Origin of the sequence: Tardisphaera saccharovorans (assembly GCF_046635845.1) — an archaeon.
Taxonomy (GTDB): Archaea; Thermoproteota; Thermoprotei_A; order Marsarchaeales; family UBA168; genus UBA168.
Genome location: NZ_JAQQXN010000002.1, coordinates 30,656 through 54,664 on the forward strand (window position 1 = coordinate 30,656; position 24,009 = coordinate 54,664).

Annotated in this window: 23 protein-coding genes, 1 tRNA gene and 1 riboswitch; of the genes, 8 read left to right on the forward strand and 16 right to left on the reverse strand. The window is 53.9% G+C overall.

The window, feature by feature from the left end; all coding sequences use genetic code 11:
- Nucleotides 1–681: 681 nt before the first annotated feature.
- Nucleotides 682–1,203 carry a hypothetical protein gene (locus tag PRZ02_RS03480; protein WP_449464473.1) on the forward strand — a complete coding sequence of 174 codons (522 nt, stop codon included), beginning with the start codon at nucleotides 682–684 and terminating at the stop codon, nucleotides 1,201–1,203.
- 3 nt (nucleotides 1,204–1,206) lie between these two features.
- Entirely contained in the window at nucleotides 1,207–1,389 is a 183-nt protein-coding gene (locus tag PRZ02_RS03485; protein ID WP_449464474.1) for a hypothetical protein, read from the forward strand.
- Nucleotides 1,390–1,958: 569 nt separating this feature from the next.
- Here PRZ02_RS03485 and PRZ02_RS03490 read toward each other — a convergent pair.
- On the reverse strand, nucleotides 1,959–2,207 hold the full coding sequence (locus tag PRZ02_RS03490) for a TRAM domain-containing protein (RefSeq protein ID WP_449464475.1): 249 nt from the start codon (nucleotides 2,205–2,207) through the stop codon (nucleotides 1,959–1,961).
- Nucleotides 2,208–2,411: 204 nt separating this feature from the next.
- On the opposite strand from PRZ02_RS03490, the gene PRZ02_RS03495 reads away from it, so the two are divergent.
- The 3 genes from PRZ02_RS03495 (at nucleotide 2,412) to PRZ02_RS03505 (ending at nucleotide 4,454) form a co-directional block, all read left to right on the forward strand.
- Complete coding sequence (locus PRZ02_RS03495; protein WP_449464476.1) at nucleotides 2,412–2,804, forward strand: metal-sulfur cluster assembly factor; 393 nt, start codon at nucleotides 2,412–2,414, stop codon at nucleotides 2,802–2,804.
- A gap of 14 nt (nucleotides 2,805–2,818) precedes the next feature.
- Nucleotides 2,819–3,835, forward strand: coding sequence for a hypothetical protein (locus PRZ02_RS03500; protein WP_449464477.1), 1,017 nt, complete (start codon nucleotides 2,819–2,821; stop codon nucleotides 3,833–3,835).
- Between the two features lie 91 nt (nucleotides 3,836–3,926).
- Nucleotides 3,927–4,454: an NUDIX hydrolase gene (locus PRZ02_RS03505; RefSeq protein WP_449464478.1), complete on the forward strand. Its 528-nt coding sequence runs from the start codon at nucleotides 3,927–3,929 to the stop codon at nucleotides 4,452–4,454.
- Here the strand turns inward: PRZ02_RS03505 and PRZ02_RS03510 are convergent.
- The gene (locus PRZ02_RS03510; protein ID WP_449464479.1) at nucleotides 4,451–6,091 is read right to left on the reverse strand and encodes a cytosine permease; all 1,641 of its coding nucleotides are present in this window, start codon (nucleotides 6,089–6,091) and stop codon (nucleotides 4,451–4,453) included. The genes PRZ02_RS03505 and PRZ02_RS03510 overlap by 4 nt on opposite strands.
- A 144-nt stretch (nucleotides 6,092–6,235) precedes the next feature.
- Here PRZ02_RS03510 and PRZ02_RS03515 point away from each other — a divergent pair, with 144 nt between their 5' ends.
- Nucleotides 6,236–7,231: a hypothetical protein gene (locus PRZ02_RS03515; protein WP_449464480.1), complete on the forward strand. Its 996-nt coding sequence runs from the start codon at nucleotides 6,236–6,238 to the stop codon at nucleotides 7,229–7,231.
- Between the two features lie 20 nt (nucleotides 7,232–7,251).
- On the opposite strand, the gene PRZ02_RS03520 is transcribed toward PRZ02_RS03515, so the two are convergent.
- From PRZ02_RS03520 to PRZ02_RS03565, 10 genes are all read right to left on the reverse strand, one after another.
- Nucleotides 7,252–8,895: a cytosine permease gene (locus PRZ02_RS03520; RefSeq protein ID WP_449464481.1), complete on the reverse strand. Its 1,644-nt coding sequence runs from the start codon at nucleotides 8,893–8,895 to the stop codon at nucleotides 7,252–7,254.
- Between the two features lie 63 nt (nucleotides 8,896–8,958).
- On the reverse strand, nucleotides 8,959–9,882 hold the full coding sequence (locus tag PRZ02_RS03525; protein WP_449464482.1) for a hypothetical protein: 924 nt from the start codon (nucleotides 9,880–9,882) through the stop codon (nucleotides 8,959–8,961).
- Between the two features lie 87 nt (nucleotides 9,883–9,969).
- Nucleotides 9,970–10,230: a hypothetical protein gene (locus PRZ02_RS03530; protein ID WP_449464483.1), complete on the reverse strand. Its 261-nt coding sequence runs from the start codon at nucleotides 10,228–10,230 to the stop codon at nucleotides 9,970–9,972.
- 93 nt (nucleotides 10,231–10,323) lie between these two features.
- On the reverse strand, nucleotides 10,324–11,235 hold the full coding sequence (locus PRZ02_RS03535) for a phosphorylase family protein (protein ID WP_449464484.1): 912 nt from the start codon (nucleotides 11,233–11,235) through the stop codon (nucleotides 10,324–10,326).
- A gap of 41 nt (nucleotides 11,236–11,276) precedes the next feature.
- On the reverse strand, nucleotides 11,277–11,666 hold the full coding sequence (locus PRZ02_RS03540; RefSeq protein ID WP_449464485.1) for a Zn-ribbon domain-containing OB-fold protein: 390 nt from the start codon (nucleotides 11,664–11,666) through the stop codon (nucleotides 11,277–11,279).
- A 5-nt stretch (nucleotides 11,667–11,671) separates the two neighbouring features.
- On the reverse strand, nucleotides 11,672–12,826 hold the full coding sequence (locus tag PRZ02_RS03545) for a thiolase domain-containing protein (protein ID WP_449464486.1): 1,155 nt from the start codon (nucleotides 12,824–12,826) through the stop codon (nucleotides 11,672–11,674).
- The gene (locus PRZ02_RS03550; RefSeq protein ID WP_449464487.1) at nucleotides 12,823–13,896 is read right to left on the reverse strand and encodes a hydroxymethylglutaryl-CoA synthase; all 1,074 of its coding nucleotides are present in this window, start codon (nucleotides 13,894–13,896) and stop codon (nucleotides 12,823–12,825) included. Before PRZ02_RS03550 ends, PRZ02_RS03545 begins: the two co-directional genes overlap by 4 nt.
- A 14-nt stretch (nucleotides 13,897–13,910) precedes the next feature.
- Entirely contained in the window at nucleotides 13,911–14,525 is a 615-nt protein-coding gene (locus tag PRZ02_RS03555) for an indolepyruvate oxidoreductase subunit beta (RefSeq protein ID WP_449464488.1), read from the reverse strand.
- Between the two features lie 6 nt (nucleotides 14,526–14,531).
- On the reverse strand, nucleotides 14,532–16,445 hold the full coding sequence (locus PRZ02_RS03560) for a thiamine pyrophosphate-dependent enzyme (protein ID WP_449464489.1): 1,914 nt from the start codon (nucleotides 16,443–16,445) through the stop codon (nucleotides 14,532–14,534).
- A 99-nt stretch (nucleotides 16,446–16,544) separates the two neighbouring features.
- A complete protein-coding gene (locus tag PRZ02_RS03565) occupies nucleotides 16,545–17,918 on the reverse strand; it encodes an alpha-L-fucosidase (protein ID WP_449464490.1) in 1,374 nt (457 codons plus the stop codon).
- 234 nt (nucleotides 17,919–18,152) lie between these two features.
- On the opposite strand from PRZ02_RS03565, the gene PRZ02_RS03570 reads away from it, so the two are divergent.
- A complete protein-coding gene (locus PRZ02_RS03570) occupies nucleotides 18,153–19,082 on the forward strand; it encodes a 2-hydroxyacid dehydrogenase (RefSeq protein ID WP_449464491.1) in 930 nt (309 codons plus the stop codon).
- Here the strand turns inward: PRZ02_RS03570 and PRZ02_RS03575 are convergent.
- From PRZ02_RS03575 to cca, 4 genes are all read right to left on the reverse strand, one after another.
- Nucleotides 19,066–19,995 (reverse strand): acetamidase/formamidase family protein, encoded by a 930-nt coding sequence (locus PRZ02_RS03575; RefSeq protein WP_449464492.1) that lies wholly within the window; start codon nucleotides 19,993–19,995, stop codon nucleotides 19,066–19,068. The genes PRZ02_RS03570 and PRZ02_RS03575 overlap by 17 nt on opposite strands.
- Before the next feature lie 105 nt (nucleotides 19,996–20,100).
- Nucleotides 20,101–21,351 (reverse strand): MFS transporter, encoded by a 1,251-nt coding sequence (locus tag PRZ02_RS03580; RefSeq protein ID WP_449464493.1) that lies wholly within the window; start codon nucleotides 21,349–21,351, stop codon nucleotides 20,101–20,103.
- Between the two features lie 48 nt (nucleotides 21,352–21,399).
- Nucleotides 21,400–21,500, reverse strand: a riboswitch (TPP riboswitch).
- 71 nt (nucleotides 21,501–21,571) lie between these two features.
- Nucleotides 21,572–21,659: transfer RNA gene (locus PRZ02_RS03585), tRNA-Val, on the reverse strand.
- 67 nt (nucleotides 21,660–21,726) lie between these two features.
- A complete protein-coding gene (cca, locus tag PRZ02_RS03590; RefSeq protein WP_449464494.1) occupies nucleotides 21,727–23,052 on the reverse strand; it encodes a CCA tRNA nucleotidyltransferase in 1,326 nt (441 codons plus the stop codon).
- Between the two features lie 127 nt (nucleotides 23,053–23,179).
- On the opposite strand from cca, the gene PRZ02_RS03595 reads away from it, so the two are divergent.
- Nucleotides 23,180–23,995, forward strand: a complete 816-nt coding sequence (locus PRZ02_RS03595) for a molybdopterin-binding protein (RefSeq protein ID WP_449464495.1) — start codon at nucleotides 23,180–23,182, stop codon at nucleotides 23,993–23,995.
- Nucleotides 23,996–24,009: the final 14 nt, after the last annotated feature.

A 24,009-nucleotide genomic window follows, 5' to 3' on the forward strand; every position in this document is an offset into this window, starting at 1 on the left:
AGTTCAGTCCAGTACAGTGCACAGTTCAGTCCAGTACAGTGCACAGTTCAGTCCAGTACAGTGCACAGTTCAGTCCACGGTACACCAAAAAACTTCGCTCTCCTCAATGGACTCCACCCGCCGAGTCCACTCTTACTGGACTGGACTCCCTTTTCCCTCAATGGACTCGCCCAGAAAGTCCAGTCCACTGCAAGTCCATTGAAGAGTCCAGTCCACGGTACACTTCTGCCAGACAGTCTACAGCCAGCCCACTGAGAAGGCCCATAACCCTTTTCTCTCAATGGAATTTTTGGACTGTTTACTGAGCAAAGCAGAACTGTCCTGGGTTGTTGCACAATTCTAGAGAGAAGTTTCAGCACATGGAATAAGCAGCGTCAGATCCACAAGGTTATGCCAGCCAGCGGCTTTAACCACCGGGATATAGCAGCGGGTAAGGGAAATAAGCCTAGCCCCAAACGCCATTGGCGTTCCTAGGACGAGGAGCTGGTAATAACGGGCGAGCTCCTTCTGGACATCAGGCCCTTCAAGCGCTGGAAGAAGGAAGTGAGAAGAGCAAACAGGAAAAAGAGAGGGAGGCCTTACCTATTCCCGGATTCTTTGATTAAGTGGCAGGTGGTATTGCATCGGTGAATTGACCATCGCAACCTTTAAGGCATAGCTCGCGCCCTGAAGGCCTTTCACTTGATCCTCAGGACTGACGATTGCACGATTGCCTGGAGAAGGATATCCGGAATGGTCCCAGAGATAAGGCTGCCAAGCGCCAAGGAACTGGAAATAGCGGCAGACGGTACCGGGCTCAAGACGGGAAGCGCTGGCGAGTACTTGACCTACAGGTACGGAAGGCCGGGAAAGAGCAGGAAGCACGTCCTCCTGGTAATCACGGTGGACGTCAAGCGCAGGAAGCTGTTAAGCGCCGACGCCTACATCGAGGGAAGGGGCCATTCGGAAGCAAGGACGGCCGTGACGATGGTCGCCGAGGTCAGGGAGAAGGGGAAGAGCGTAAAAAAGTTCTACGGCGATGGTGCTTACGATGCAAACCTCGTCTTCTCTTCCTTAAGGGACGCGGAGAGCGCCGTGAAGATCAGAACAAACGCGACCACTTACCGTTCCCGCGGCTCTAAGAGGAGAAGGGACGAGGTAAGGAGGTACCATTCCCTGGGATACAAGAGGTGGAAGGAGCAAACCGGATACGGAAGGCGCTAGGCGGTGGAGGGCTTTTTCTCGGCGATGAAGAGGAAGTTCGGTGAGGACACAAGCTCTAGGAAGCCGCAAACGCTCACCGTAGAGGCAGTGCAAAGGGCATGGGCTTACGACGAGATGGCCTGCTACGCTGGGGCAAGGACGCGAAAGGGCGAGGCAAGGGAAAGCACGCGGAAAAGCACGGCCTAGGATTTATTCAACAAAGCAGTTAAAAATGCGTTTTCAAACGACCCACAATTATCCTTCGGTTTACTCGCGCGTTCCAGGCCGGAACGTAAGATCTTGAAGAATTTTGGGTTTTTGATCGTGGCCTTGCTCGCGAAAACCGATGCGCATTCAAAGTCCATAAGTGCTGCGAAACAGGCAGAGCAGAACGCTTATATCATGCTCATCACAAAACTGAAGTTAAGGCCTTTCCGTATCACATTCAGCACCCATGTGAAAAATCTCAGTTCAACGATTTGCTTTGTTCCACTACCATGGCAAGGCCTTGAAACCCGTTTTAACTGATATCGCTTGCGCAGATGGAAAATTAAGTTCTCATTTTAAGAACCTTTGCGGTCTTCATCGATACATCGCCTTAAGTCGCTTTTCATGAAAAGCTTTTTTTATTATAAAAAATTTCACATAAGCTTGTGTAGAGCGCTTCCAAACACTTTAGATCGATCGCGCATCCGCGTCGATGAGGTGTAACAGCCCCCGGCACTGGCAACCGATCGAGTGAGGTATGCTTTACCTGCCCTTAGCCAGAACGCCGCTCACTCCTTGGTCTCTTCATCGCTTCCCTTTGGATTAACGACGACGGCGGTAGCGTATCTTGGAGTGACCCTGGTTACCTTTATCTTGACCTTGTCTCCCTGTTTCGTTCCTGGGACGAACACGATGAAGCGCTCTATCTTCGCTACACCCTCGCCCCTCCTGCTAGTGTCGGTTATCTCTACGTCGTACTCTTTTCCCTCCTCTACGGGCTTCTCGAAAAAGCTGCCGCCACTTCTCCTGTAAGACATTCATTTCACCTCCACATTTATTTTTTGCAAAGGACCGGTAGAAGCGCACCCTATTTAGGATGAGTTAATACCCGTCCGAATGCAAGGAAGTAAACCCCCAGCATATAAGCCTACGGGCCGCTTAATGGAGGGCCTTCCATCACGCCGGACGACCGCAAGGAAAGCCACCATCACTATCCTTTTACACGGAAAGCAGACATACTCATGGTAACAGAGGACGAAATCCTGAAGAGCATCGAGGACGTCGTCGATCCAGAAACCCAAATAACCATATCCGAAATGCAGCTCGTTGACGAGGTAAAGTTAAGCGATGATGGGGCCGTCAAGATAAAGATGCACATGACAACCCCTCTTTGCCCTGCGCAGTACGCCTACAGCATTGCCCTAGACGTAAAGGACAGGGTGTCTGCGCTCAAGGACGTGAAGAAGGTCACCGTGGTCATCACGAACCATTACCTATCTCCCGAGATAAATCAGGCGGTAAACGGTCCCGACTGGAAGCCGGAAAGTCCTGACGAGGCCGGTCCCGTTCCTGGCGAGGAGGGGGATCAGGAAGGGTCAGATCAGCTGCGAAAGCGAGTCATCCTTTTCAACTGACGCGCCAAGACCCTATGGACGAGTGCTTAAGGCCTTCACCCCTTTTCAAGGGTCAGCTAAGTGACCTCTTTTACTGCTGGATCAGGAAGAAGACCAAAGACGGCGAGGAGTTCCTTCCTGCCGAGCCGGCTGACTTCTGGAAGTACGATTTCTCGGAGCATGAGTACACGGACTTCGTAAACTCAAACTACGTGAAACCAAAGGGAGTGCTGACCACGAGCCTCAGGAGCAAGAGGGCATTTGACTACGGGACTTTCGAGCTAAGGACAAGGCTACCCGAGGCGGAAAGGGGGCCCGTACTCTGGTTTGGCTTCGAGTTGGACGACCTGTTCGCGGGAGGGCTATCCCACTTCGGATACTGGACTCACAACGGTTCCCTTAGGGGCTTCTGCGGTGCGGCCTCATTAAAAGCTACCATCGACCTAACGCGCTTCCTTCCCTCAGATCATCAGCAGGTTAAGCATTGGTACAAGATAACAAGGGGAAGGGACTTCACCCTGTGGTTCATAGATGGCAAGATAAGGGGAATGTGCGTGTCGGCCGCCGGAGCCCCCACGGGTACCGTTTATGATGGAATTGAGTACTCCCTTGCGCTAAACGGCGATATGCCATCGAGAAGGTTGCCTGTGCTGCTTGACATAGATGGCGCGGATCAGGCAGACTACGCGTGGGAAGGGTTAAACCCATGGGATCTTAGGGTGTCCGATGGCATAAGCGGCGCCCCACTTCACCTGAAGCTCGAAGACGAAGGCGGTGTGCTAGCAAACAGGCCGCTGAAAAAAGAGACAAAGATAATCAGCGGCCCATTTCCGGCCATCGGAAACGTGCGCGTCCGCGTGGCATCAAATGCGCAGCTGAAAATCACCCTTGAAGCATCAGATGATGGAGAACTTTGGTTCCCGGTGGCCTATGCGGAGGGTTCCATACCTAGCGTTGAGGCAAGATCCCCTGGACTCATAGGGCGGGTGATAATCGAATCTCCAGAGGGTGGTGTGCTCACAGGGGCCAGTGCAACGGTTTTCCCAAGCTAGTTTAGTTGTCGCGATAGGCGTTCAACCATGTTCGGCATAGGATCTAACCACCAAGCGCAACAACGCGTAAAGGGTCCTGGCCCTTGGTCTCATGCAGCCCATAAAGCTGTCTTCGGAAAAAGTCTATCAGTCAAGGACATTCGCCCTCTACAGGGAAATCTTTCAAAAAGATGACAGGCAGATAAGCGTGGACATAGTAAGGCACCGCGGGGCCGTTGGGATACTTCCCATTCAAGATAAAGAGGTCATCCTGGAGAGGCAGTTCCGCTACAGCCTGAACGCGTGGATACTCGAGATACCAGCTGGCACCCTGGAGGAGGGTGAAAGCGATGAGGGATGCGCGAGAAGGGAGCTAGCAGAGGAAACGGGCTACTCCGTCGATAAACTCGTAAAGATAGGGCAGATAGCCGCGACGCCCGGCTACGATGACGAGATCATAAGGCTCTTCGTGGCATGGGTAAGCGAGAAGCCCGCGACGCAGCACCTGGATCAGGACGAGGTCATAAACGTGGTGAAGGTAAGAGGAGAAGAGCTTCTTGAAAAGATAAAGAGAGGAGAGGTATTCGACGGAAAAACCGTTGTCGCCTCCCTATTGGCCAAAGAGCTCGGTTACCTTTAACCCTCGAACACTCTCTTGACGTCGTCAGCTATGTAGCCCTTGAGCAGACCTCCCTTGAGGAAAGGTTGGTATTTCGGGATAACCCAGTACTTCATGAGCGGGAGGTAAAGAAGGCCGCTGATCAGAAACGCGGTTATCCACGAGTCAGCGTAGAGGAGCTCGGTTACGGGGTTAACGAGGAGACCAAGCGGTGAGAGATAGGTCACGAGCACGGCGACGACGAAGGCCGTGATCGCCGCGGGGTTTATACCGTGCCAGTACCTGAAGCGACCCCTGCTCACGTAAGCGTCAACGGCCTCAAACCTGAACCTGCGTATAACCGCGTAGTCAAATATGGTAACGCCGGCAACCGCTCCCAGCACTCCCCCGTAGGCAAGCAGCCAGTCATATATGTACGTGTAGGCACCCTGCGAGTAAAAGGTCCAGGCGCCCAAAAGAGAACTTATGGCAACCCCTATTACAATTCCCCTGAACCAACTCAGGTGCTTAGAATACGTGTTGGCTATGTCGTACCCAGGCGCGACGGAGTTCGCGTAGACGTTTACTACGTAAGTGGCAAGCATAAACGAGAAGAGGACGAAGTAGCTCGCGTAACGAGGAAGGTAAACAGCTGCCAGAAGCACCGGATCCGCTATGCCGCTTCCCGCGTTTAGCCCCAGAAGCTTCGTCCCCCCATACGTGATTATGCCGAGGGCCCCTACGGCGGCCATCATAAATGGCATAGGAAGCTGACCCCACACATGAGCCCTCTGCGACTTGGCAAACCTGGTGAAGTCGGGCATGCTCCTCACCATCGTGGCCCAGAAGGCCACGTTGGCGTTCAAGAAAGATACGGCACCAAGCCAGAACTGAAAGGGCGTCAGCGATGATGACGCGGGGGCAAGGGGAGCAAACCTCCATCCCGTCCTCAGCATGACGCTGAGGAAAAGCGTCAGAAAGCCCGCTAGGACCACGGGGGCCGCGAAGGCGGCCAACCACTTAAGCGGGGGCTGGCCCCTGCGAGGAGGAGAGACGTAGAAGAGCAAGAGCTGGGTGGCTATGACCGCGGCGAAAGTGACCCAAAATATCTTTGGAAACATAACCGAAAGCGTGTATGTCTGGACACCACTCGTCAATATGGACGTCTTACCGGAAGCCACAACGTACATGGCGACCGCTGCCTCAGTTATTATGTATGACTCTATACCCCACCATCCCATTGACACTATGGCCCTAACCCACGAGGAGAGCTGCGTCCCGTAAACTCCCCATCTCGTCCTGCTCAGCTGCGCCTCGGACATGCCGTACCTAGCCCCGCCGTGCGACTGTATGAGCATGGGGATCAAAACTATGGCGTTGCCCAGAAAAACCTCCAGTATGGACTGCCACCAGTTGAGCCCAAAAGCTGGCCCAGCCACCGCCAGCATCCAAGTCGGAACTATGGCGACCATGCTGAACCATATGGCCGCAAAGGTCCAAGGACCCCAGCTCCTCAGCGATATGGGAGTTGGGTGGAAGTCCTCGTTCCAGAGATATTTTTCCTCGGGAAACTTCTCCTTAAGCTCGACCTGACCCCTACTCTTGTCGTAAAAGATAAAAGAAGAACGATCAGAAGAGGGGTCACGTAATCCTTCCCTTTTAGACCCTGAACTTGACACCTGGTCCGTCTTTTAACTCTACTTATATAGATTTCGGAATTACAAGCAAGAAAATTTACATACTTATGTCATAAAGTCAGCTCGCCTTTCGTAAGGGTCGGCCCAAAAGGGATATAAGCCGTCTATTGCCCCTTCTGAACTTCCATGGACTTAGATGGAATTCGCAAGTTCTTCGGCATAAACGACGGCTACGTCCGCAAGGTGAGCGCGGGATCCTCGGTTGCCTATGATATGGGCAAGGGGATCTACGTCATCGACTCCGAGAACGGGAGAAGGATAGCGTGCTATCCCAGCTTCTGCGGGGATGAGATGATGAAGGCCGCGCTCGACATGGCCAAGGACTTCGTGACCATGCTCAAGAAGATGGGTTACCTGGACCAAAGGGTCCTGCTTTTGAACGTGCTGAGGGCGGCACCCGGTTACGGGGTGAGGAAAGCGCTGCTGGATTCTGGCGTTGACGTATCGGAAAGCTGGATAAGGCCCTATTACGTCCACCCATCCTACAGGCTTCACACCGTTCAGGACCTAGGCCTCAAGTTCGAACAATACTCAAGTTTGAAGCCGGGCTCTTATACCCTGATAAAGCCCGATACAGAAGCGACGGGCTTCACCTCCCTGTTCTCCTTGGAGAGGTTTCTCGATAAGTGCGAGAAAGAAGGATGCAAGGTGGAGCGCCTAGTGCTTTACGGCTTCATAGCCGAGAGGGGGCTTGAGGCCATAAAGCGGGCATTCGGCAGCAGGATAGGTGAGATAACCGCATTTGCCATAGAAGACGTAACTCCTCTGGCCCAAAACGGCTACGACATGCCCGTGTACGGAATAGACCTGTCCGCTTTGGAGGAAAGAAACGAGAAGGCATACCTAGCCGCCAAAGCGCCCCACGACGTCATGGATTTCCTGTTAAGCTCGTGCTATCCGGGAATGGATCAGCCGGGTGACTGGTCGGAGCGCCAAAACATCCTTTTCGATGGCCAAGACTGGATAAAAGTGGACCTAAGCGTCCACTTGAAGAGAAGCAGGGACCTCCTCGATCGCCTTAGAAGGGCCCAAGCAAACGAGCCCTGGTACCAAGAAGATCATGAAAGGATCTACGAGAGGCAGGTGAACATGATAGAGGAGACCATTGCCTCGATCCAATAAAAATAAAATAAAATAAAAAATCACTTTTCGAATATCTTTTTCGTGTCGTCAGCTATGTAGCCCTTGAGCAGACCTCCCTTGAGGAAGGGTTGGTATTTTGGGATAACCCAGTACTTCATGAGCGGGAGGTAAAGAAGGCCGGAGATGAGGATGGCCGATATCCACGCGTTCTGGAAAACCCAAGCCTGCCCCGGATAGAGTTGAGACACGCTCAAGGGTAAGTAGTAGTTCGGAGGAAAGACGAGAACCATGGAAACTATGAACGCAACGACCGCTGCGGGGTTTATACCGTGCCAGTACCTGAAGCGACCCTTCGATAAGAAGTTGTCCGGGAGCTCGAACTTGAACCTACGTATAACCGCGTAGTCGAACACGAGGACTCCTTCCACGCCACCGAGGAGGGCACCGTAAGTGAGCAGCCAGTTCTCAACGTAGCTGAAGGCGCTGAAGTAATAGGTCCACGATTGCAGGAGCGCGGCCACCAAGATCACTATTAGAACGCCCCTTATCCAAGATATCTTCTTTGGATATATGTTTGAGAAGTCGTAAGCCGGTCCCACGGTATCGGCATATATGTTAACTATGATGACGCCCAAGAGGAGGAGGAAGAGGGCCAAGTAAGCGAGCCACGGATTGGTTACGACCAAGGCCGTGAGCACTATGGGATCCCACACGGGAAAGTGAAAGACTTCCAGAGAGGCACCGGTGACCACGAGCGCCAGTGCCGCTATTCCGGTCATGAGAAAGGGCATGGGAAGTTGGCCAACCGTTTGCGCGAACTGGCTCTTCGCGAACCTGCTGTAGTCGGGCATGCTCAGCACCATTGTGGCCCAGAAGGCCACGTTGGCGTTTATGAGACCTATAAGCGCGTACCAAAAGGCGCTGCCGGAAACCGTCACAGGCTGCGAAAGTATGGAGAACCAGTGCCATCCGGCTGCGTTCATGGCGTAGTAGAAGAGAATGAGAAAGCCCGCAAACCCTATGAAGGGGACGCTCCAGCTCACCATCTTGAGCACCTTCATCCCTGTCTTTGGCGGTGATAAGTAGAGCAAGCCCAACCTAGCCACTATGGTTATCACGAAGACGGACCAGAACAACATGGGGTTGATCGTCGATATGAGGAATGGAAGCAGCGCCGGAGAGCTCTGCGCAAGGCTGAGAAGAACGTTGACCTGATGCGTGGCAATTATGTACATGGCCCCGATGGCCTCCGTAATTATCCACGTGTCGATCCCCCACCAGCCTGCTCCTATTATTCCCCTGAGTATTGACGGAATCCAAGCGCCGTAAGTACCCCACCGGCTCCTCGTAAGCGGCGTCTCAGGTATGCCATACCTCGCTCCCCCATGGGCTATTATAAGCATGGGCACTAGAACTATGAGGTTCCCGGCCAGCACAGCCACTATGCCCCAAAGCCAGTTCAGCCCAAAAGAGTAAGCCAAAGAAACAAGAGACCACGACTCGACCTCTATGGACATGCCAAACCATATGGAGAAAAAAGTGAGCGGGCCCCAGTTCCTGTTCTTAACGGGAGTTGGGTGGAAGTCCTCGTTCCAGAGATATTTTTCCTCGGGAAAGCCCCGCTTCAGCTCCACGTAGCCCTTGTCTGGATGATAATCGGTGATCGCAATCCTGTCTATTACCTCATCCTTTGAAACAGACACCTGGTCCGTCTTTTAACTCTACTTATATGGTTTTCGAGAAAAAATCGCAAAGATTTTACAAGTTCATGTAGAAACGTTTGGCGCCCTTTTTGAGCGATACCAAAGTACTAGTAAGACGGCGGCAACCGCCACAACCCCAACCGCGGCGTAAGGGGCGTAAACGGTCGCGGGAACCGAAACGATTTCAAGGTAGTTCCCGTTAGGTACGGCGTAGCCATAAACCTGTATTTGCGCAGAAGGGTCTTCCTTGTATGAGAGGCTGTAGGTTTGGCCGTTTATGGTGGCCTTAAGCAGGACGCTCTCGTTAGTCGGGTACTCCTTGGTGAAGGTGGTTATACCTGTGAAGGGATCATAGCGATGGTTCCACTCGGTTAGGGGCTGGCTGAACTCGGAGAAGTCGAGAAGTGCCTTGGCCTCGCCAAGGTGAAGCCCTTCGCCCATCATGATAGATCTCAGGGAACCGCTCAGCGTAAGGAAGCTCGGGAACTGCGGGTTGACGTTAAAGGGAAGTCCGTGGGAAATCACGTCCCAGTCACCTCTAACCGCGAAAGCCCTCCAGTTGGCATTAACGATAAGCCTCGAGGAGTTCAGCTGCGTAACGTTGGCAACGTAGATAGTAAGGGTGAGGTTCTCAACCTCCTCGGCGTAGGTTTCGGTTCCCTTATAAGTTGAAGTATAAGTTAGCGTGTAATTTATGAGAGAGGCGTTGGGATCTTGCGCCTTTATGCTTGCAATAAGTGGACCTGCGTTGCCAGGGCCTCCCTGGCTCGTTACCTCTTCAGAGCTGCTCTTACCGTTTAAAAGCTGGGAAAGGAACGTGTTGCCTGGGTAAGTTAAGTTGAAGGACCTAACCACCGTGTAACTGACCTTCGCCACGTTCTGCTTGGGATATATCACGGCGTTTAACGTAGCTCCAAGGGCTGGATAGACTCCAACGGAAGTCACAAGCAACAACATCACAGATAATATCATAACGCGGTTTTTCATAGTAAGTGATTAGGGGCCTCCGCTAATAAAGAACGCCAGTGAAACGAACTTTTCAGCAAGCGGGAATGCGCGTTCCTGCCCTTGCGGTCAAGGTGACGGCAAGGTGCTCGGGTACTCGGTCGGGTTGTAAACCGTGACGTTCTGGCCCTGCTGGTTCGCGTATTGAACTTCGGTAACGGTGCCGTTATTGCTGTAGTACACCCTGTTTGCCACGATGTAACCGTGGATCTTGGCCTCAGATATGGGAGACAGCATGGAGTAGTTGACGGTCTGCCTGAGATCGCTCAAGCTACCTAAGTTCTCAACCACGTAAGCAGTAACCTGAGCCGCCCTATCGGCCGCCAGCACGCCGTGAAATACTCCAGGGTAGAAATGACTGTTCGATATACCCCTTATGATGACCCAGGGAACGCCATACTCCGCGTTCGCAAAGGCAAAGCCCTATCCCTCGTTCTCGCCTACGTCGGCTTGATAAAGGGCGTTCTGAAATGCGTTCAGAGAAATTGGGTCAGTCCAAAAGCCCCCGGAGCTTATGACACCCACGACCACCTTTGCCTGGACGAGACCCGTGGAGTTCTCTCCGGTTATGTCGGCGATCGGCATAGCACCCAATGAGCTGTAGGAAGAGGCAAGGCGAACTAGGGGCGCCGACGCGGCCAGCGCGGCCACGTAGACGTAGCTCACGTCCTCGGTGCCCGGCCCATATCCGTATGAAGGGGCATTCGCGGGCACTGGCCCCACTTCCCCGTACCCCGTTACCACCGAGTTCCCAATTATGGAGGCATTTATTACGATCATCTCATCACCGCCGTAATCTGTCATGTAGTTCCCATTGTGGAAGTGAACCGACCCCTTGTTTATGACGAAGGCCCCAACGACAACGTCGCCCGTGTTGATGTAGGGGTTCCTTGAGCCTCCTATGCCGCTCAGTATGGCAGCCGTGACGTTGAAGTACTGGTCCATCAAGAGCGCGGCCATCTCGGCAGACGAGTCCTTCTCTCCTGCCCTTACCTCAACCACCGGATGGCCCTTGACCGTGCCAACGTAATAGGTGAAGCCGTCTATGATGACCTCTCCCGTTACGTTCATCAGCGCCAAAACGGGCGCCTGTTCGTAGGCCGTTATGTCAACTATCCCAACCCTAGGGGTATCTAGCGCCTGAGACAGAGGCTGATCCGAAAGGGGAACGTACTTCAGCCGGTAGGAAAAGCGCCCGTAAAGCCCCTCAAGTGCCGAAAGCTTTGCACTTGATTGCGCGTACGAGACGTAGAAGTAAGCCATTCCCGCAAACCCCGCGATGGTAAGGATCAACAGCGCGGCAACAACCTTAGATACGCCTTTCATTACGCGCATATGCAAAAAACTCAGATGAATTTAAGCATATTTTGACATAGCTATGTAATAGGCCTGAACTTCGTCCCGTAGTATATGAGACCCTCCTCGCCGTCCTCGGAGATCTTCCTGAAAACGGCCTCTACCTCCATTCCCTCCTTTACCTCGCCAAAAACGTCGGTCAGTGTTCCAAGTACCCTTACTCCGTTCTCCAGCTCCACAACCACCACGTAATAGGGGACGTAGGCCTCGAAGCCCTTGGGAGGGCTGCGAAGAAGGGAGAAGCTCACCACCTTCCCCTTTCTCGGAAGCTGGACTACCTCAACGTCCTTGGAGTGGCACTTAGGGCACGAGCTTCTAGGAGGAAAGGACACCTCGCCGCAGCTCTTGCACCTTATTCCCTCAAGCCTGTAGTGCGCGCCTATGTTTCTCCAATACCTCGGTACGGTCATCTCAATCACCTCTTCCTCTTGAACACGCCGATCACGGCGTGCGAACCCGATCCACCCAAGTTATGAAACGCCCCTATCTCTGCATTTGGAACCTGCATCTTTCCGGCTTTTCCTTGGAGCTGCCTAACCACCTCAACGGCTCCATAAACGCCCGTGGCTCCGACTGGATGGCCCCTTGCCTTGAGCCCGCCTTCTGGGTTCACTGGGAGCTTTCCGTCCCTCTCGGCGCTTCCCTCGTGGAAGAACTTAGCTCCTTCTCCCTTTCCCACGACTCCTATGTCTTCAAGGGCAAGAGCTGCCATTATGGTGAAGGCGTCGTGCACTTCAAGGACGTCAAGGTCCTTTACCTCTACTTTAGCCGCAGAAAAAGCCGCCCTAGCTGCCCTTGCGGTAGCTGGGACGTCGCTGAGGCTCACCCTTCCGTTCACGCCTATCGTGTCGACGCCAACTCCCATACCAGCAAGCTCCACTTGGACGTCTCCCTTGGCCAACTCAGGCTTAGTGAGCAGGATCGCGGCCGCGCCGTCTCCCGTAGGGGAGCAGTCGAGAAGCCTTATGGGGTCGGCTATCACCCTGGACCTATTTACGTCGTCAACGGTTATGGCTTTCCTAAGTTGCGCATAGGGGTTGTCCACTGCATTCTTATGCATCATGACCGCTATTTCAGAGAACCAGTTCCTGGGCACGTTGTACTCCTTCATGTAACTCCTCATGAGAAGGGCGTTCAAAGAAGTGAAGCTCGCCCCATAGTAAGCCTCAAAATCCGCGTCTGCCGCTTCAGCCAGGGCCGTGGTTATGTTGTCGGAAGGCTCCTCGCTGAGCTTCTCCACTCCGACCACGAGCGCGGAGTCGTAAACGCCGGACTTAACCGCCATGTAGCCTGCCAGAAGCGCAGAACCTCCCGAAGAACAGGCGGATTCCACCTTAAAAGCAGGGACAAGCGGGAAAACCCCTGCCCTGTCCTCAAGCGCAAGGCCCAAGTGCTCTTGACCGTCAAGCTCCCCCGCAACCATGTTTCCAACGAACACGGCCTGAGGCTGGATCCCGGCTTCCTCGATGGCCTGCCTCGAAGCTTCCGCGAACAGGTCCGAAAGGGAGTCTTCCCATCTCCTTCCTATCTTAGTTAACCCAGTGCCAACCACAACGGGATTATCACTCACTTCGCTCCACCTCCAAGCCTTATGCCTCCTCTGAACTTGAGGTAAAGTGCGTAGTCTATCTCCACGCGCTTGCTCACGTAATCCATGACCTTCTTGGCCTTATCCCTCCTCCCCTCGATGCCCTCTTCTATGACGAAGCTGAAGGAGTCACTACCCGCCCCGGACCCAAAGGACGTCACGAGCACCCTTTGACCCGGCTTCGCGACGTCAAGGATCGCTGAGAAGCCAGTTATTGAGGCGGCAGCGTAAGTGTTGCCTATCATGGGGCTGAGCAAGCCGACTTTCAATGCCGAGGGCGATATGCCAAGGGCCTTGGCCGCCGTCAGCGGGTAACGGCCGTTAGGCTGATGAAAGACCACGTAGTCAAAGTCCGAGGGCTTAAGCCCGAGCTCCTCCATTAGGGCCCTCGTCGCCCCTTCAACATGCTTGAAGTAGGCCGGCTCCCCAGTGAAGCCCTCGCCGTGGGAAGGATAGCGCGCGGCGTACCTCCTCCAGAAGTCTGGAGTGTCCGACACAAAAGAAACCGATCCCTCGAGCGTTGCCGCGGCTTCCTTGGAGCTCGGGCCCACGATTATGGCTGTTGCTCCAGATGCCGCCGTGTACTCAAGGTGATCGCCAGGCCCTCCCTGAGCGGTATCAGAGCCTATGGCCATGCCGTATTTTACCATCCCAGACGAAACCAAGGCAATTGCCGCCTGAAGCCCCTCGGTTCCAGCCTTGCACGCGAACTCTAGATCTGCCGCCAACGAGAACGGGCCAACCCCAAGCGCCTCCGCCACCGTGGTGGCCGTTGGCTTCACGGCATAAGGAGGAGATTCCGTGCCGACGTAAAGGGCACCTATCTCCTTGGGATCGACGCCTGCCCTGCTCAACGCGTTCCTTCCGGCCTCGACTGCCATCGTCGCGCTGTCCTCGTCAGGGCCTGCCACCGCTTTTTCCTTGACGTTAAGTTCCTCTTCATACTGGACCGGGTCCCTTCCCCAAACCCTAGATATCTCAGCAACCGTAAGCCTGTATGGCGGGACATAGCTTCCCCACCCGTAAATCGATACCGGGTTTTTCGGCTTCATGCTACTGGCACCACTTAGAAGGCTTTAAGCTCTCCCTGCCCGGACAGGCCGGCCTCAAAGGCCTTTAAGTTGACGTCAACGGCTCTCTTGGGGACGTAAAGCGATATGGCCTTTTTGAGGATCTCCACGTCAAAGGGAAGGTGAAACTCCCTTGCAAGCACGCCCAATAGCACGCTGTTGGTCGCCCTTGGCTCGCCCACAGAGCGCGCTACCTCTCCTGCGTCGACCAAGTGCAAGTTATCTGTTACCGCTTCCATGTACTTTTTGAACTCTTCAGGAGTAGGGTACTTTGTTAAACCCGCGGACGCCGTCACGGGTATCATTCTGTCCGTGGAAACTATGGCGAGTCCTCCCTTCTTCAGGTACTTGGCGTACCTCATGCCCTCCCAGAACTCCAGCGAGAGAAGGACGTCGGCCGAGCCCAAAGGTATAAGGGGGGCGGGCTCCTCCTTTTCCCTTATCCTTACGTGCGATGAGGCCGTACCTCCTCTTTGAGCCTGCCCATGCGTCTCGCCGGCCACCACTTTCAGCCCTGAGAGCACCGCGGCCGCCGCGATGACGCTCGATAGCACGAGCGTTCCCTGTCCGCCGACCCCACAAACCACCATGTCAAGTGATTTCTCGGTCACGATCGTTCACTTCCTCTCAGTGAGGTGTATGGCGTCGAACGGGCAGTCCTGCGCGCATAGGCTGCAGCCCGTGCACTCGTCGGGGTTTATCACGACCTTCCTCGTTGAGTAGTCGAATATGAGGGCGGGGCATCCCGTCTCCAGCACGCAAAGCCTGCAGCCCGTGCACTTCTCAGCGTCAACCTCGTAGAGCGGCAGCTTGATGCCCTTCCTCCTCGCGTCCCTCTCTATCTGGAGCGCGCACTCATGCCTGAAGACCACAACCGAGGGACCAGGATAGGCTATGGCTTCCTCAAGGGCCGCCTCCGAGCGCTTTATGTCGTCAAGCGGGTCGACCGTTATGACCTTTTTGATCCCCACAGCCCTCGCGACATCCTCAATCATTATGGAGGGAGAAACTTCACCCATGGCGTTGAAGCCGGTCGAGGGACTGGGCTGATGACCAGTCATGGCCGTCCACCGGTTGTCAAGGACCGCAACTGTTATGTGAGCATTATCCATGACGGCATCTATGAGCGCTGGGATACCCGCATGGAAGAACGTCGAATCTCCTATGACCGCTATTATGGCCCCCTTCACGCCAGCTCTCTCAAATCCTACCGCCATAGATATGCTCGCTCCCATGGACACACAGGTGTCAAGAGCCCTGAGGGGAGGGTTCACGCCTTGGTTGTAGCATCCCCTGTCGCCGGCCACGACCCCACCGTGCTTCCTTATTATCCTCTTAATGGCAAGGTAGCTCGCTGCGTGAGGACAGCCCGCGCAGAGGTAAGGGTACCTGTTCTCTACATCGGACAACTTCTGCACGCTTACCTGAGCAGGCGGATCGCTCACGATGGCCCTGGCAGCGCCGACCTCAAAGGCTTTAGTTATCCCCTTGATGATCGAGTCGGTCGTTATCTCCCCGTACTTGGGCATCGTGCCAGTTCCTCTTCCCAATATAAGGGCGTTGATCCCATTAGACTGGGCAAGGGACCTAAGCTCCACCTCGACTATGGGCTCAACCTCCTCAACGACCAGCACTAGCTTGCGGTTTGCCATAAACTGAAGGAGTCTGGCCTGAGGTAAGGGATTGGTCATGGCCAGCTTAAAAATCGCTATGCTCTCGGGGTTTGGAAGCTTTGATACGGCTTCCCTGACAAACTGATAAGTTCCTCCACAAGCTACGATGCCCACAGGGGCATCGTTATTTTCGTCCGCGTTGTTGAAAGGGCAACTCTCTGAGATAGACAGGATCTGCTTCTGAAGCTCCTCGAAACCAGGCTGCCTCTTCCTCACGTTTGCGGCCACCATGACGTACCTGTCGTCGTTCTTCTTGAAGCTCCCTGGCCCCCTCCTTGGGGAAATAGGAGATAGGGTAATGGCAGCCCTGGCGTGGGCAAGCCTGTGCGTGAGGCGGACAAAAACGGGAAGACCAAGCTTTTCAGAGAGCTCAAACGCCCACTTGGTAGCGTCCTTCGCCTCCTGAACGGTGGCCGGCTCTATCTCTGGCAACCTGGCCATTCTGGTTATGTAGCGGGTATCACCCGTGTTCTGTGAACTGTACGGGTGCGTGTCGTCTGCGCTTACTATTACGAACCCGGCGTTAACGCCGGTCAGCACGGCAACCATGAGTGGGTCGACCATCCAGTAGGTACCAAGATGCTTTGCTATGGTCATGGACCTCTTTCCCGCGAGCGCTGCAGCATAAGCAACCTCAAAGGCAACCATCTCGTTAGTGGACCACTCCACGTGGAAACCGAACTTCTTAGCGTGACGGGCAAGCGTTTCCAAAACCTCCGATGATGGCGTTCCAGGATAAGCCGTGGCTACATCAACGCCAGCCTCTTCGGCTCCTCTAGCTATCGCTTCGTCGCCAAGCGCTATGGCTACTCCTTCAGCCTCTGAATCTAGAGTTGAAACCTGCAAGTTAACATGCACATGTCCATACTCTACCCTAATATATATATTATCTCCTTTCCGCAAAATAAGCCACGCCGACATAATTTGAACAGAGATAACGCAAGACCCGGCCAAAAATTACTGCCGTCCCATCTTGACCCTTAGTGAATAAGGACCATCGACGCCTTCAGGTGGGATATCCGCAAAAAGCCCCTCATCGTTCTGCTCAAATCCCAACTGCCCGCTTCCCAAGAAATCCACGGTTTTGACGTCATCTGCAAGGCTAGATCCCAGCGACCTTATGGTCACCCGGCTTTTCGGCGCCGAAAGGCCAATGACGTAAATGCTTTCATCCCTGCTGGTAAAGCGGAAGTCCTTCTCGGTATACTTCTGTTCCTTTTCCTTGAACTCACCCGCTTCAGGTCTAGTGGGCCCCTCGCAACACCTCACCCAGGGCCTCGTGGAGTAGACCGCCTCTCCATTTCTCTTGAGCCACTGGCCGACCTCATTGAGTACCTTCTTCTGCTCCTGCGGTATGGTGCCATCGGGGCGAGGAGCGACATTAAGCAGAAGGTTCCCGTTCTTGCTAGTTATATCAGCCAAGTCGGTTATGATTGAGTAAGGGCTTCTCAGCTTACAGACGGTCGTGTAACCCCACGTATCATAACAGATTGATGTGTCCGTCTGCCAGGGCAAATCCCTTATCTGCCCAAGCTTTCCCCTCTCCACGTCAAGTACAGCAGTTCCCTCTGGAAAGGCGGAGTGCTTGTAGTTTATGACCACTTCCTCTCCCCACCTCTCGGCCTCGTTGTAGTAGAATGCAGCGAAATCGCGAAGGTAGCGCTCGAAGGCGGAGTTCTCTATCCACCAGTCAAAGTAGAAGAGGCTTGGCCTATACTTGTAGACCAGTTCCTTTGCCCTCTTAAGCCAGTCCTCCAAGAACTGTTGATTTGGCTGGGTGTTGCTCGGCATGGCTGGGCCGTATAGGTCCTGATACGCTGGGTCGCTCACGTCGCTCTCGATCTGCCTCCCTCCCTCGAAATACCACCAGTGCTCCGCCCTGTGATATGAAACGCCGAACTTCAAACCCCTTCTTCCAACCGCCTCGGACAGCTCCTTCACCACGTCTCTTTTTGGCCCCATCTTGGCGGCGTTCCAGCGGTTCATTTCGCTGTCCCAAAGCGAGAAACCGTCATGATGCTCCGCCACCAGCACCACGTACCTTGCCCCTGCATCCTCAAACGTTGATGCCCACTCGTCAGGATCCCATCTCTCGCCGGTAAAACTAGATATGAAGTCCTTGTAGCCGAATTCCTTCTGGGAACCATATGTCTTGACGTGGTGCTCGTAGGCGGGCTGGCCCTTTATGTACATGTTCCTGGGGTACCACTCGTTGTCGAACGCGGGAACGGAGTAGATCCCCCAATGTATAAATATGCCAAACTTCGCGTCCCTAAACCACTGAGGGACTAAGTAATTCCCAAGAGAAGCCCAATCCGCTTTATATTTCATAATTTAAAACCGCACGGATTTATAACCCTTTGATCAGGCTTTTAACCGAGAGTTTGTAAGTGCTGACGAAGCGATTTGGATTTAGCACAGATTTTTCCGGATCAGGTGCTCCTTTGCTATCCCCATATCAAACAGGGCTTCTTTTTACCATTGCCCGCAGTCGTCTCGAAGCCCAAATCACCGGCAAAGGCGCGCTCTTCAAACGGGTAACCAGCGATGCCGAACTTCAAGATCTTGGTAACGGACTCGGATACCGATGTCGAGCGCTACTTTGCGAAAACCGCGGCTGACCTCTCACCTAGCTTCTTGCGCGGGCCATTAACGGAAGAAAATGCCGCTGAAGCGCGGGATGTGGATGCAATCTGCATTGATATAACCACAACGCTCACCGCTTCCCTCATGCGTGAGCTCCCGAAGCTCAAGTTCATATGCACGCGCTCCACGGGATATGACCACATAGACCTTCAGGAGGCGGAGAGGAGGGGCATAACTGTGTCGAACGTGGTGGGCTACGGCACCCTCCCCGTCCCCGAGCACGTCTTTGCCCTCCTCCTTGCCCTAGTCAGGAAGGTCAGGGAGGCGGACAGGAGGGTGAGGGAGGGGGACTTCGACTACCACGGCCTCATGGGTGTTCAGGTGTGCGGCAAGACCTTCGGGGTCCTGGGGACGGGTGCCATAGGCGCTAGGGTCGCTGAGATAGCGCTGGCCATGGGGGCGAGGGTTCTCGCCTACGACGTGGTCAAGAACTCTTCACTTGAGGCCAAGGGGGTCTCGTACGCCTCGCTGGAGGAGGTCCTCAAGGAGAGCGACTTCATATCGGTTAACCTCCCCCTGCTCCCCTCCACTAGGCACCTCCTAAACGCCGAAAGGATTTCCCTGGTGAAGAGGGGGGCCTTCATCGTGAACACGGGAAGGGGAGGGGTAGTGGACGAGGAGGAGCTGGTGAGGGCGCTCAGGGAGGGAAGGATAGCTGGGGCTGGGCTCGACGTGTTCGAGGAGGAGCCTCCAAGGGGGGAGCTGCTGGAGCTCGACAACGTCGTGCTCTCCCCTCACGTGGGCTGGTACACGGACGCCGGCTTCGCCGAGATAATGAGGCAGACCGTGGAGAACGTGAGGGCCTTCGCTGCCGGAAAGCCGATAAGGGTGGTCAAGAGCGCGAGGTGAAGAGAGCGAGCGGGAGATAAGATGATACCACGTAGTTTGGCTCATCAACTGCCTCGCTTATGCTCAATCTCCCAGCCACGCTGTGAAGCACGTAAGCCTCTTCTTCTTTTAGCCCATAAGCCGCGGCGGAACGCGTCAAGCCTTTCAGTGATTCCCTAAGGGCTTCCCTTAGATCGCAAGATATGCCCATGGCAACCAAGCTGGGGCCTACTGCAGGCTCTTCCGGGACTATGGCCAAGGGACCGCTGAGTTTTAAGTCACGGCGTATTCTCGCTATCGCACGGACCTCGGCTCTCGTCTCTATGGCCGTACCGCACACCTCCCCCTCTCCCTGCGACGCGTGGGGATCGCTAAAGGATAGAAGCGCACCGTCCACGTTAACGGGAAGAAGAAGCTTGCTACCAGCCACAAGAAGTGGGTTGTCCATGTTACCGCCAAAGCTCTGAGGCGGAATCATGGGATACTCGTAATCGCGGGGAGCAGTGCCGATAACTCCCAGAAAGGGCCTTAGGGGAACCCTTACTCCCTTTAAGAAATCTGACCTACTGGTTGCGTAACCGTTGTTCAAACTCCATAGGATAAGCCTGTTAGGAAAAACGCCCTTAAGCACGCCAAAGTCGCTCAGTATGGCCGTCCATCCCCACGTTGCAATGCGTATTTCTTTTATCTCTACCTCAAGCACATCTCCCTTCTTTGCACCTTGCACGTAAATGGGGCCAAGCGCTCCATCAAACTTACTCTCGTCGATCTTGCCCATATCCTCGGTTGTCCAATCTTCCGCTATCTGACCTCCTGAGGAATCCGGAATTGCGAGCCTGAACTCCTCGCCCGGGTTGACCTCCGCAATCGGCTCAAGCTTATTTGACCATCTGTAATGCAATGACCCCGGCCTGTTGCCATCTATAAACAACACTCTGTGCAAATTGCGCACTAATAGTTATGCGTTTCGCAGCGATTCTAATTAACGCTCCACGGATTTTCTGTCAAAAGTCAAAAACAAAACGCAAAAAAGCCCGGATCAGCTTTCGTAGTCCGGGCTTATGTTCTTTGTCTCGAAACCCTTTACGGTCCATAACCCAGCGCCAAGTACTCCTATCCCCCAAAGCACGAGGTTATACATCAGGTATTGGAGCAAGCCGAGGTTGCTTGTGAAGTAAACCGAAAGCTCGTAGGTAGCTATGGGAAATATCCTTATCAGGCCTATGGCCGTGCCCCTGAGCTTTGTTGGAAAAGACTCTGGCTCCAGTGTTACTCTGGCGGCCCACGCGAACTCGCTCATCACCATGTTAAAGAACAACAACGGAAAGAAGACCAGGGCGTCCGTAAGTCTATTCGATAGGAGAGCTATGGCAATCGTGCTTAAGAAGCCGCCGAGGAACGTCCAAAGTGCGAAGAACCTCCTAGAAAACGCGTTAATCGTGTAGGCAGCTATAACGCCGCCTACGGCTGCACCAAGGTTTGAGTAAAGTATTATCTCCTCGTCAAAGGTGACGGACTTAAACTCGTAAGGACCAATCACAAAGGACATCAGCCCGTAGGTCAGGTACTGGGAGACGCCCATGAGTATTAACGCGATCACTGGGATTAAATAGCCAGGATGCTTTATGACGATCCCCTCGTCAGCTATGTTGAGCTTTGAGCGTTCTTTCTCAGCTTCGTCGCTGCGGCCCTTTTCCTTTAACCACCGATATGACTCAGGCATGCCTAGTCTTACGGCGATCAGCACCACTAAGATGGCGACCCCCGTGCCAAGTATCACGTAGGCGGTACCTGACGAAGGCATTACCAGAAGAAGGCCAGATATGAAGGCCGCGCCGATATTAGCGAAGTTCGTGGAAAAGGTGAGGAAGAAAGCCCTGCTATCGGCCGAAAAATTCTCCGTTATGAGGGAAAGCGAGGGAGGTTCCTCTCCGCCGATGCCGTACTCGGAAAGCGCTAGCCCGATCACCAGTCCTAGGAAGCTCGTAAGGTACGTGGACAGAACAATGAGCATCATGCCGACGCCGTAGGAAAGCATCGTAAGCATGAACATGCTCTTTCTTCCAAGCCTATCGCTCATGGCGCCAATGGTAGAATCACCAAGCAAAAGGAAGAGCGGACCAACCAGCAACACCGTTACCTTGAAAGGTGATGATAGAGTGCTGACAAGCTTTCCAGAGGCCGCTAAAGGACCAATGGAAGCTATCACGCCCCAAAGAAACATGCTGGTCGCCGTGCTCAGCAATACGGAGTACTGCGCCGGGCTAAGGGACCACTTGCTTCTTTGCATTTTTCTTTTTCTCCGAGGCAGGAGGACCCAAGAGCCTGATCCAAACCAACCCTAATAGCTGGCCATTCCCTACGCTGGTATTGTCCAGTTCAGGTTCAAGGGGTTGGTCCATCGGACCTCTCAGCCTTAAGGCACCCCCTGGCCTCAAGTCTATTGAAAAGGGGCGCTATAAACGTTTTTACGAGGTACCTTGCGCCTGATCTTCGGCCTAAATAACCAGTGGGCCTGTCCGGATTTGAACCGGAACCTCTGCCGTGTAAGGGCGGCATTAGGTCTTTCGATATCCTACCAGGTTAGACTACAGGCCCCATTTCATAAGGAAAGGATAATATAACCGTTTTGCATTTGCGCGCCAAGCCAATCCCAGCAAAACGTTCAAGGCCGAACCCACGGCTCTTTAAGGCCTGCGAAGGAGCGCAGCATGCGCACGCATTCTTCATCGCAACTTTCAATCGCGTCAGTAGCCCACCCCACCTGGAAGCCCCTCTTGATTTGCCTTTCAAAATCTCCCAAGGCCAGCTGCTTAAGCTCTTTTTTAAGCATCGCCTCGAGCACGTCCTTGGCATCCCCTCCAAGCGCTCTGACCACAAGCCACCTTCCATCGCCAACCCAGGGACCCCTCAGGGTTTGCTCGTGAGAGGACCACTTGTCAACAAACTTAATGGAATCCTCGATCAGGTTAACTGGTGGCCCCTCCATAAGATAAGCTGTAGCGCGCATTTTAGAGGACAGGTAAAACGCAAAGCACACGTAGTCGGGCCCAGCGTGGGCGCCTACATCGAAGACCGTAAAGCCTTCCTTGGCCAGCTGCTTCCTCATGCTATCCGCAGCCTTCCAAATCTCACCCCATAAGATGTCGTCGATGGAACTTGGTCTACCTGTCCTCAAGACCAGAACCTGATCCAGTCTGACGTTCGTCTTCTCGCCACTTGGCCAGAAGAAGCGCAAAGACGGCCTCCTGAGGAAGAATCCCGAAGCGGCCACGAAAGTTGAAAGGCTTCTAATTGATACGGACGCCGTGACGTTCCTAGATGGGTCAACTGGATCCGGAATCCCCAGGGCATCCGGTTCACAATTCCAGCCCAAGTTCACCTTACCCTTCCATTTCTGGGCATTCTTAAGGAGGTTAAGAAAGCTGCCGAAGCGGTAAATGAGTACCTCTGAAGCGTAACCCGAAAATCCTCTCACCCTTATCTCCGCGCCGTAAACCCCTATGCCTTTGAAGAAAGCCTTCAGTATCCTTACGTCTCTCTTCTGATCTTGGCTCAGGCTCTGGTTGACGAAGCGCGTGTGAAATGGCGTGCGGTCAACGGCGCTTCTCATTTCTGAGGGGGAATTGACCCCATAACAGGGCACCAAGTCAATGGGCACGTCATCTATCCATCCCCTTACGTAAGGGTGCTCGGCATAGCTTACCTCCCACTTGTCAAATACCACCTTTCCAACCTCCATGACGCGGTTAACCATGCTGTCCTCGCTTGCGCTCGTTGGGAAGATCATGAAAACGTCAAGCTCAGGATCTGTCGCTAGCCAAGTCCCCTTTGCCACGGATCCCTCAAGCTCAGGTCTGAAGTCTACTGCTAAAGGCTGAAGGCGCCTAAATATCTCATCTCTTACGCGCATCACCCTAGCTACGAGCTCTTCACTTGGTGTTACACGGGCCTCGACCTCCTTCAGTACGGATCCTATATCGGCGCTCATAGGATCTACATAGCCCCGTATTTAACTCTTGGTCAACCCCGCCTTAAGGCCTCCTTTATCTGGTATTAAGCAAAGGCGCCACATTTCGCGTGTCAACCTTATAACCTTTGGCATGTATTTAATCGCCTTGAGTGCTCTTGAAAACTCCAAGGCCATAAAGGCAGAGGTACTTACCATAGGAAACGAGGTACTAACAGGAAGGGTCGTCAACACAAATGCCGCCTACATAGCCAGACGGCTGTCGTTGGTAGGTGTTTCCGTGAAGAGGATAACCGTGGTGGCCGATAACGAGGAAGAGATCGTGGCAGCGGTCAGGGAAAGCCTTTCGAGAAAACCCGAGTACCTAATAACGACAGGCGGCTTAGGTCCAACTTACGACGACATATCCATGGCGGCCATAGCGAAGGCCGTGAGGCTGCCCCTTAAGAAGAGCGACTTGGCCTTAAGCTGGATTCTGCAGAAGATCCATTCTGAGAACGCGCCCCTTACCCCCGAGAGAGAAAAAATGGCCTACATGCCAAATCCATGCAGGGAACTTGACAATCCCGTAGGTGTGGCGCCTGGAGCGTGGATCGAGGTTGGAGGCGGCGACCACAAGACGGTCATTATGGTGTTGCCAGGCGTCCCATCTGAGATGGAGGCCATGTTCGAAAAGCACCTGCTGCCAATATTGGTAAAGGAGCAAAGGCTGTTCGTTGCAGAAAGAGAGTTAAGGATAACTGGAATATTTGAAGCGTCACTCGCGCCCTACATAAAAAACCTGGTCAGGGCAGACAGCGCCCTATACGTGAAGACGCATCCCGGAGGCACGGTGGATAAGCCCAGCATGCTTGTACACGTCGAGTACGCCTCGCCTAACAGGCAGGAGGCAGAAAGGAAAGCCGAGGAAACCATTAAGGCGGTAAAGGAAGAGGCACAAAGGCTCGGCGCGACCGTAAGTTAAGATATACCGCTTCG

Bases quoted from the DNA above. Each gene is read 5' to 3' on its own strand.
- PRZ02_RS03490 (WP_449464475.1), bottom strand. From the start codon at position 2,207: ATGTCTTACAGGAGAAGTGGCGGCAGCTTTTTCGAGAAGCCCGTAGAG.
- PRZ02_RS03505 (WP_449464478.1), top strand. From the start codon at position 3,927: ATGCAGCCCATAAAGCTGTCTTCGGAAAAAGTCTATCAGTCAAGGACA.
- cca (WP_449464494.1), bottom strand. From the start codon at position 23,052: ATGAGCGCCGATATAGGATCCGTACTGAAGGAGGTCGAGGCCCGTGTA.
- PRZ02_RS03580 (WP_449464493.1), bottom strand. From the start codon at position 21,351: ATGCAAAGAAGCAAGTGGTCCCTTAGCCCGGCGCAGTACTCCGTATTG.
- PRZ02_RS03515 (WP_449464480.1), top strand. From the start codon at position 6,236: ATGGACTTAGATGGAATTCGCAAGTTCTTCGGCATAAACGACGGCTAC.
- PRZ02_RS03565 (WP_449464490.1), bottom strand. From the start codon at position 17,918: ATGAAATATAAAGCGGATTGGGCTTCTCTTGGGAATTACTTAGTCCCT.
- PRZ02_RS03535 (WP_449464484.1), bottom strand. From the start codon at position 11,235: ATGCGCGTAATGAAAGGCGTATCTAAGGTTGTTGCCGCGCTGTTGATC.
- PRZ02_RS03525 (WP_449464482.1), bottom strand. From the start codon at position 9,882: ATGAAAAACCGCGTTATGATATTATCTGTGATGTTGTTGCTTGTGACT.
- PRZ02_RS03540 (WP_449464485.1), bottom strand. From the start codon at position 11,666: ATGACCGTACCGAGGTATTGGAGAAACATAGGCGCGCACTACAGGCTT.
- PRZ02_RS03495 (WP_449464476.1), top strand. From the start codon at position 2,412: ATGGTAACAGAGGACGAAATCCTGAAGAGCATCGAGGACGTCGTCGAT.
- PRZ02_RS03550 (WP_449464487.1), bottom strand. From the start codon at position 13,896: ATGAAGCCGAAAAACCCGGTATCGATTTACGGGTGGGGAAGCTATGTC.
- PRZ02_RS03500 (WP_449464477.1), top strand. From the start codon at position 2,819: ATGGACGAGTGCTTAAGGCCTTCACCCCTTTTCAAGGGTCAGCTAAGT.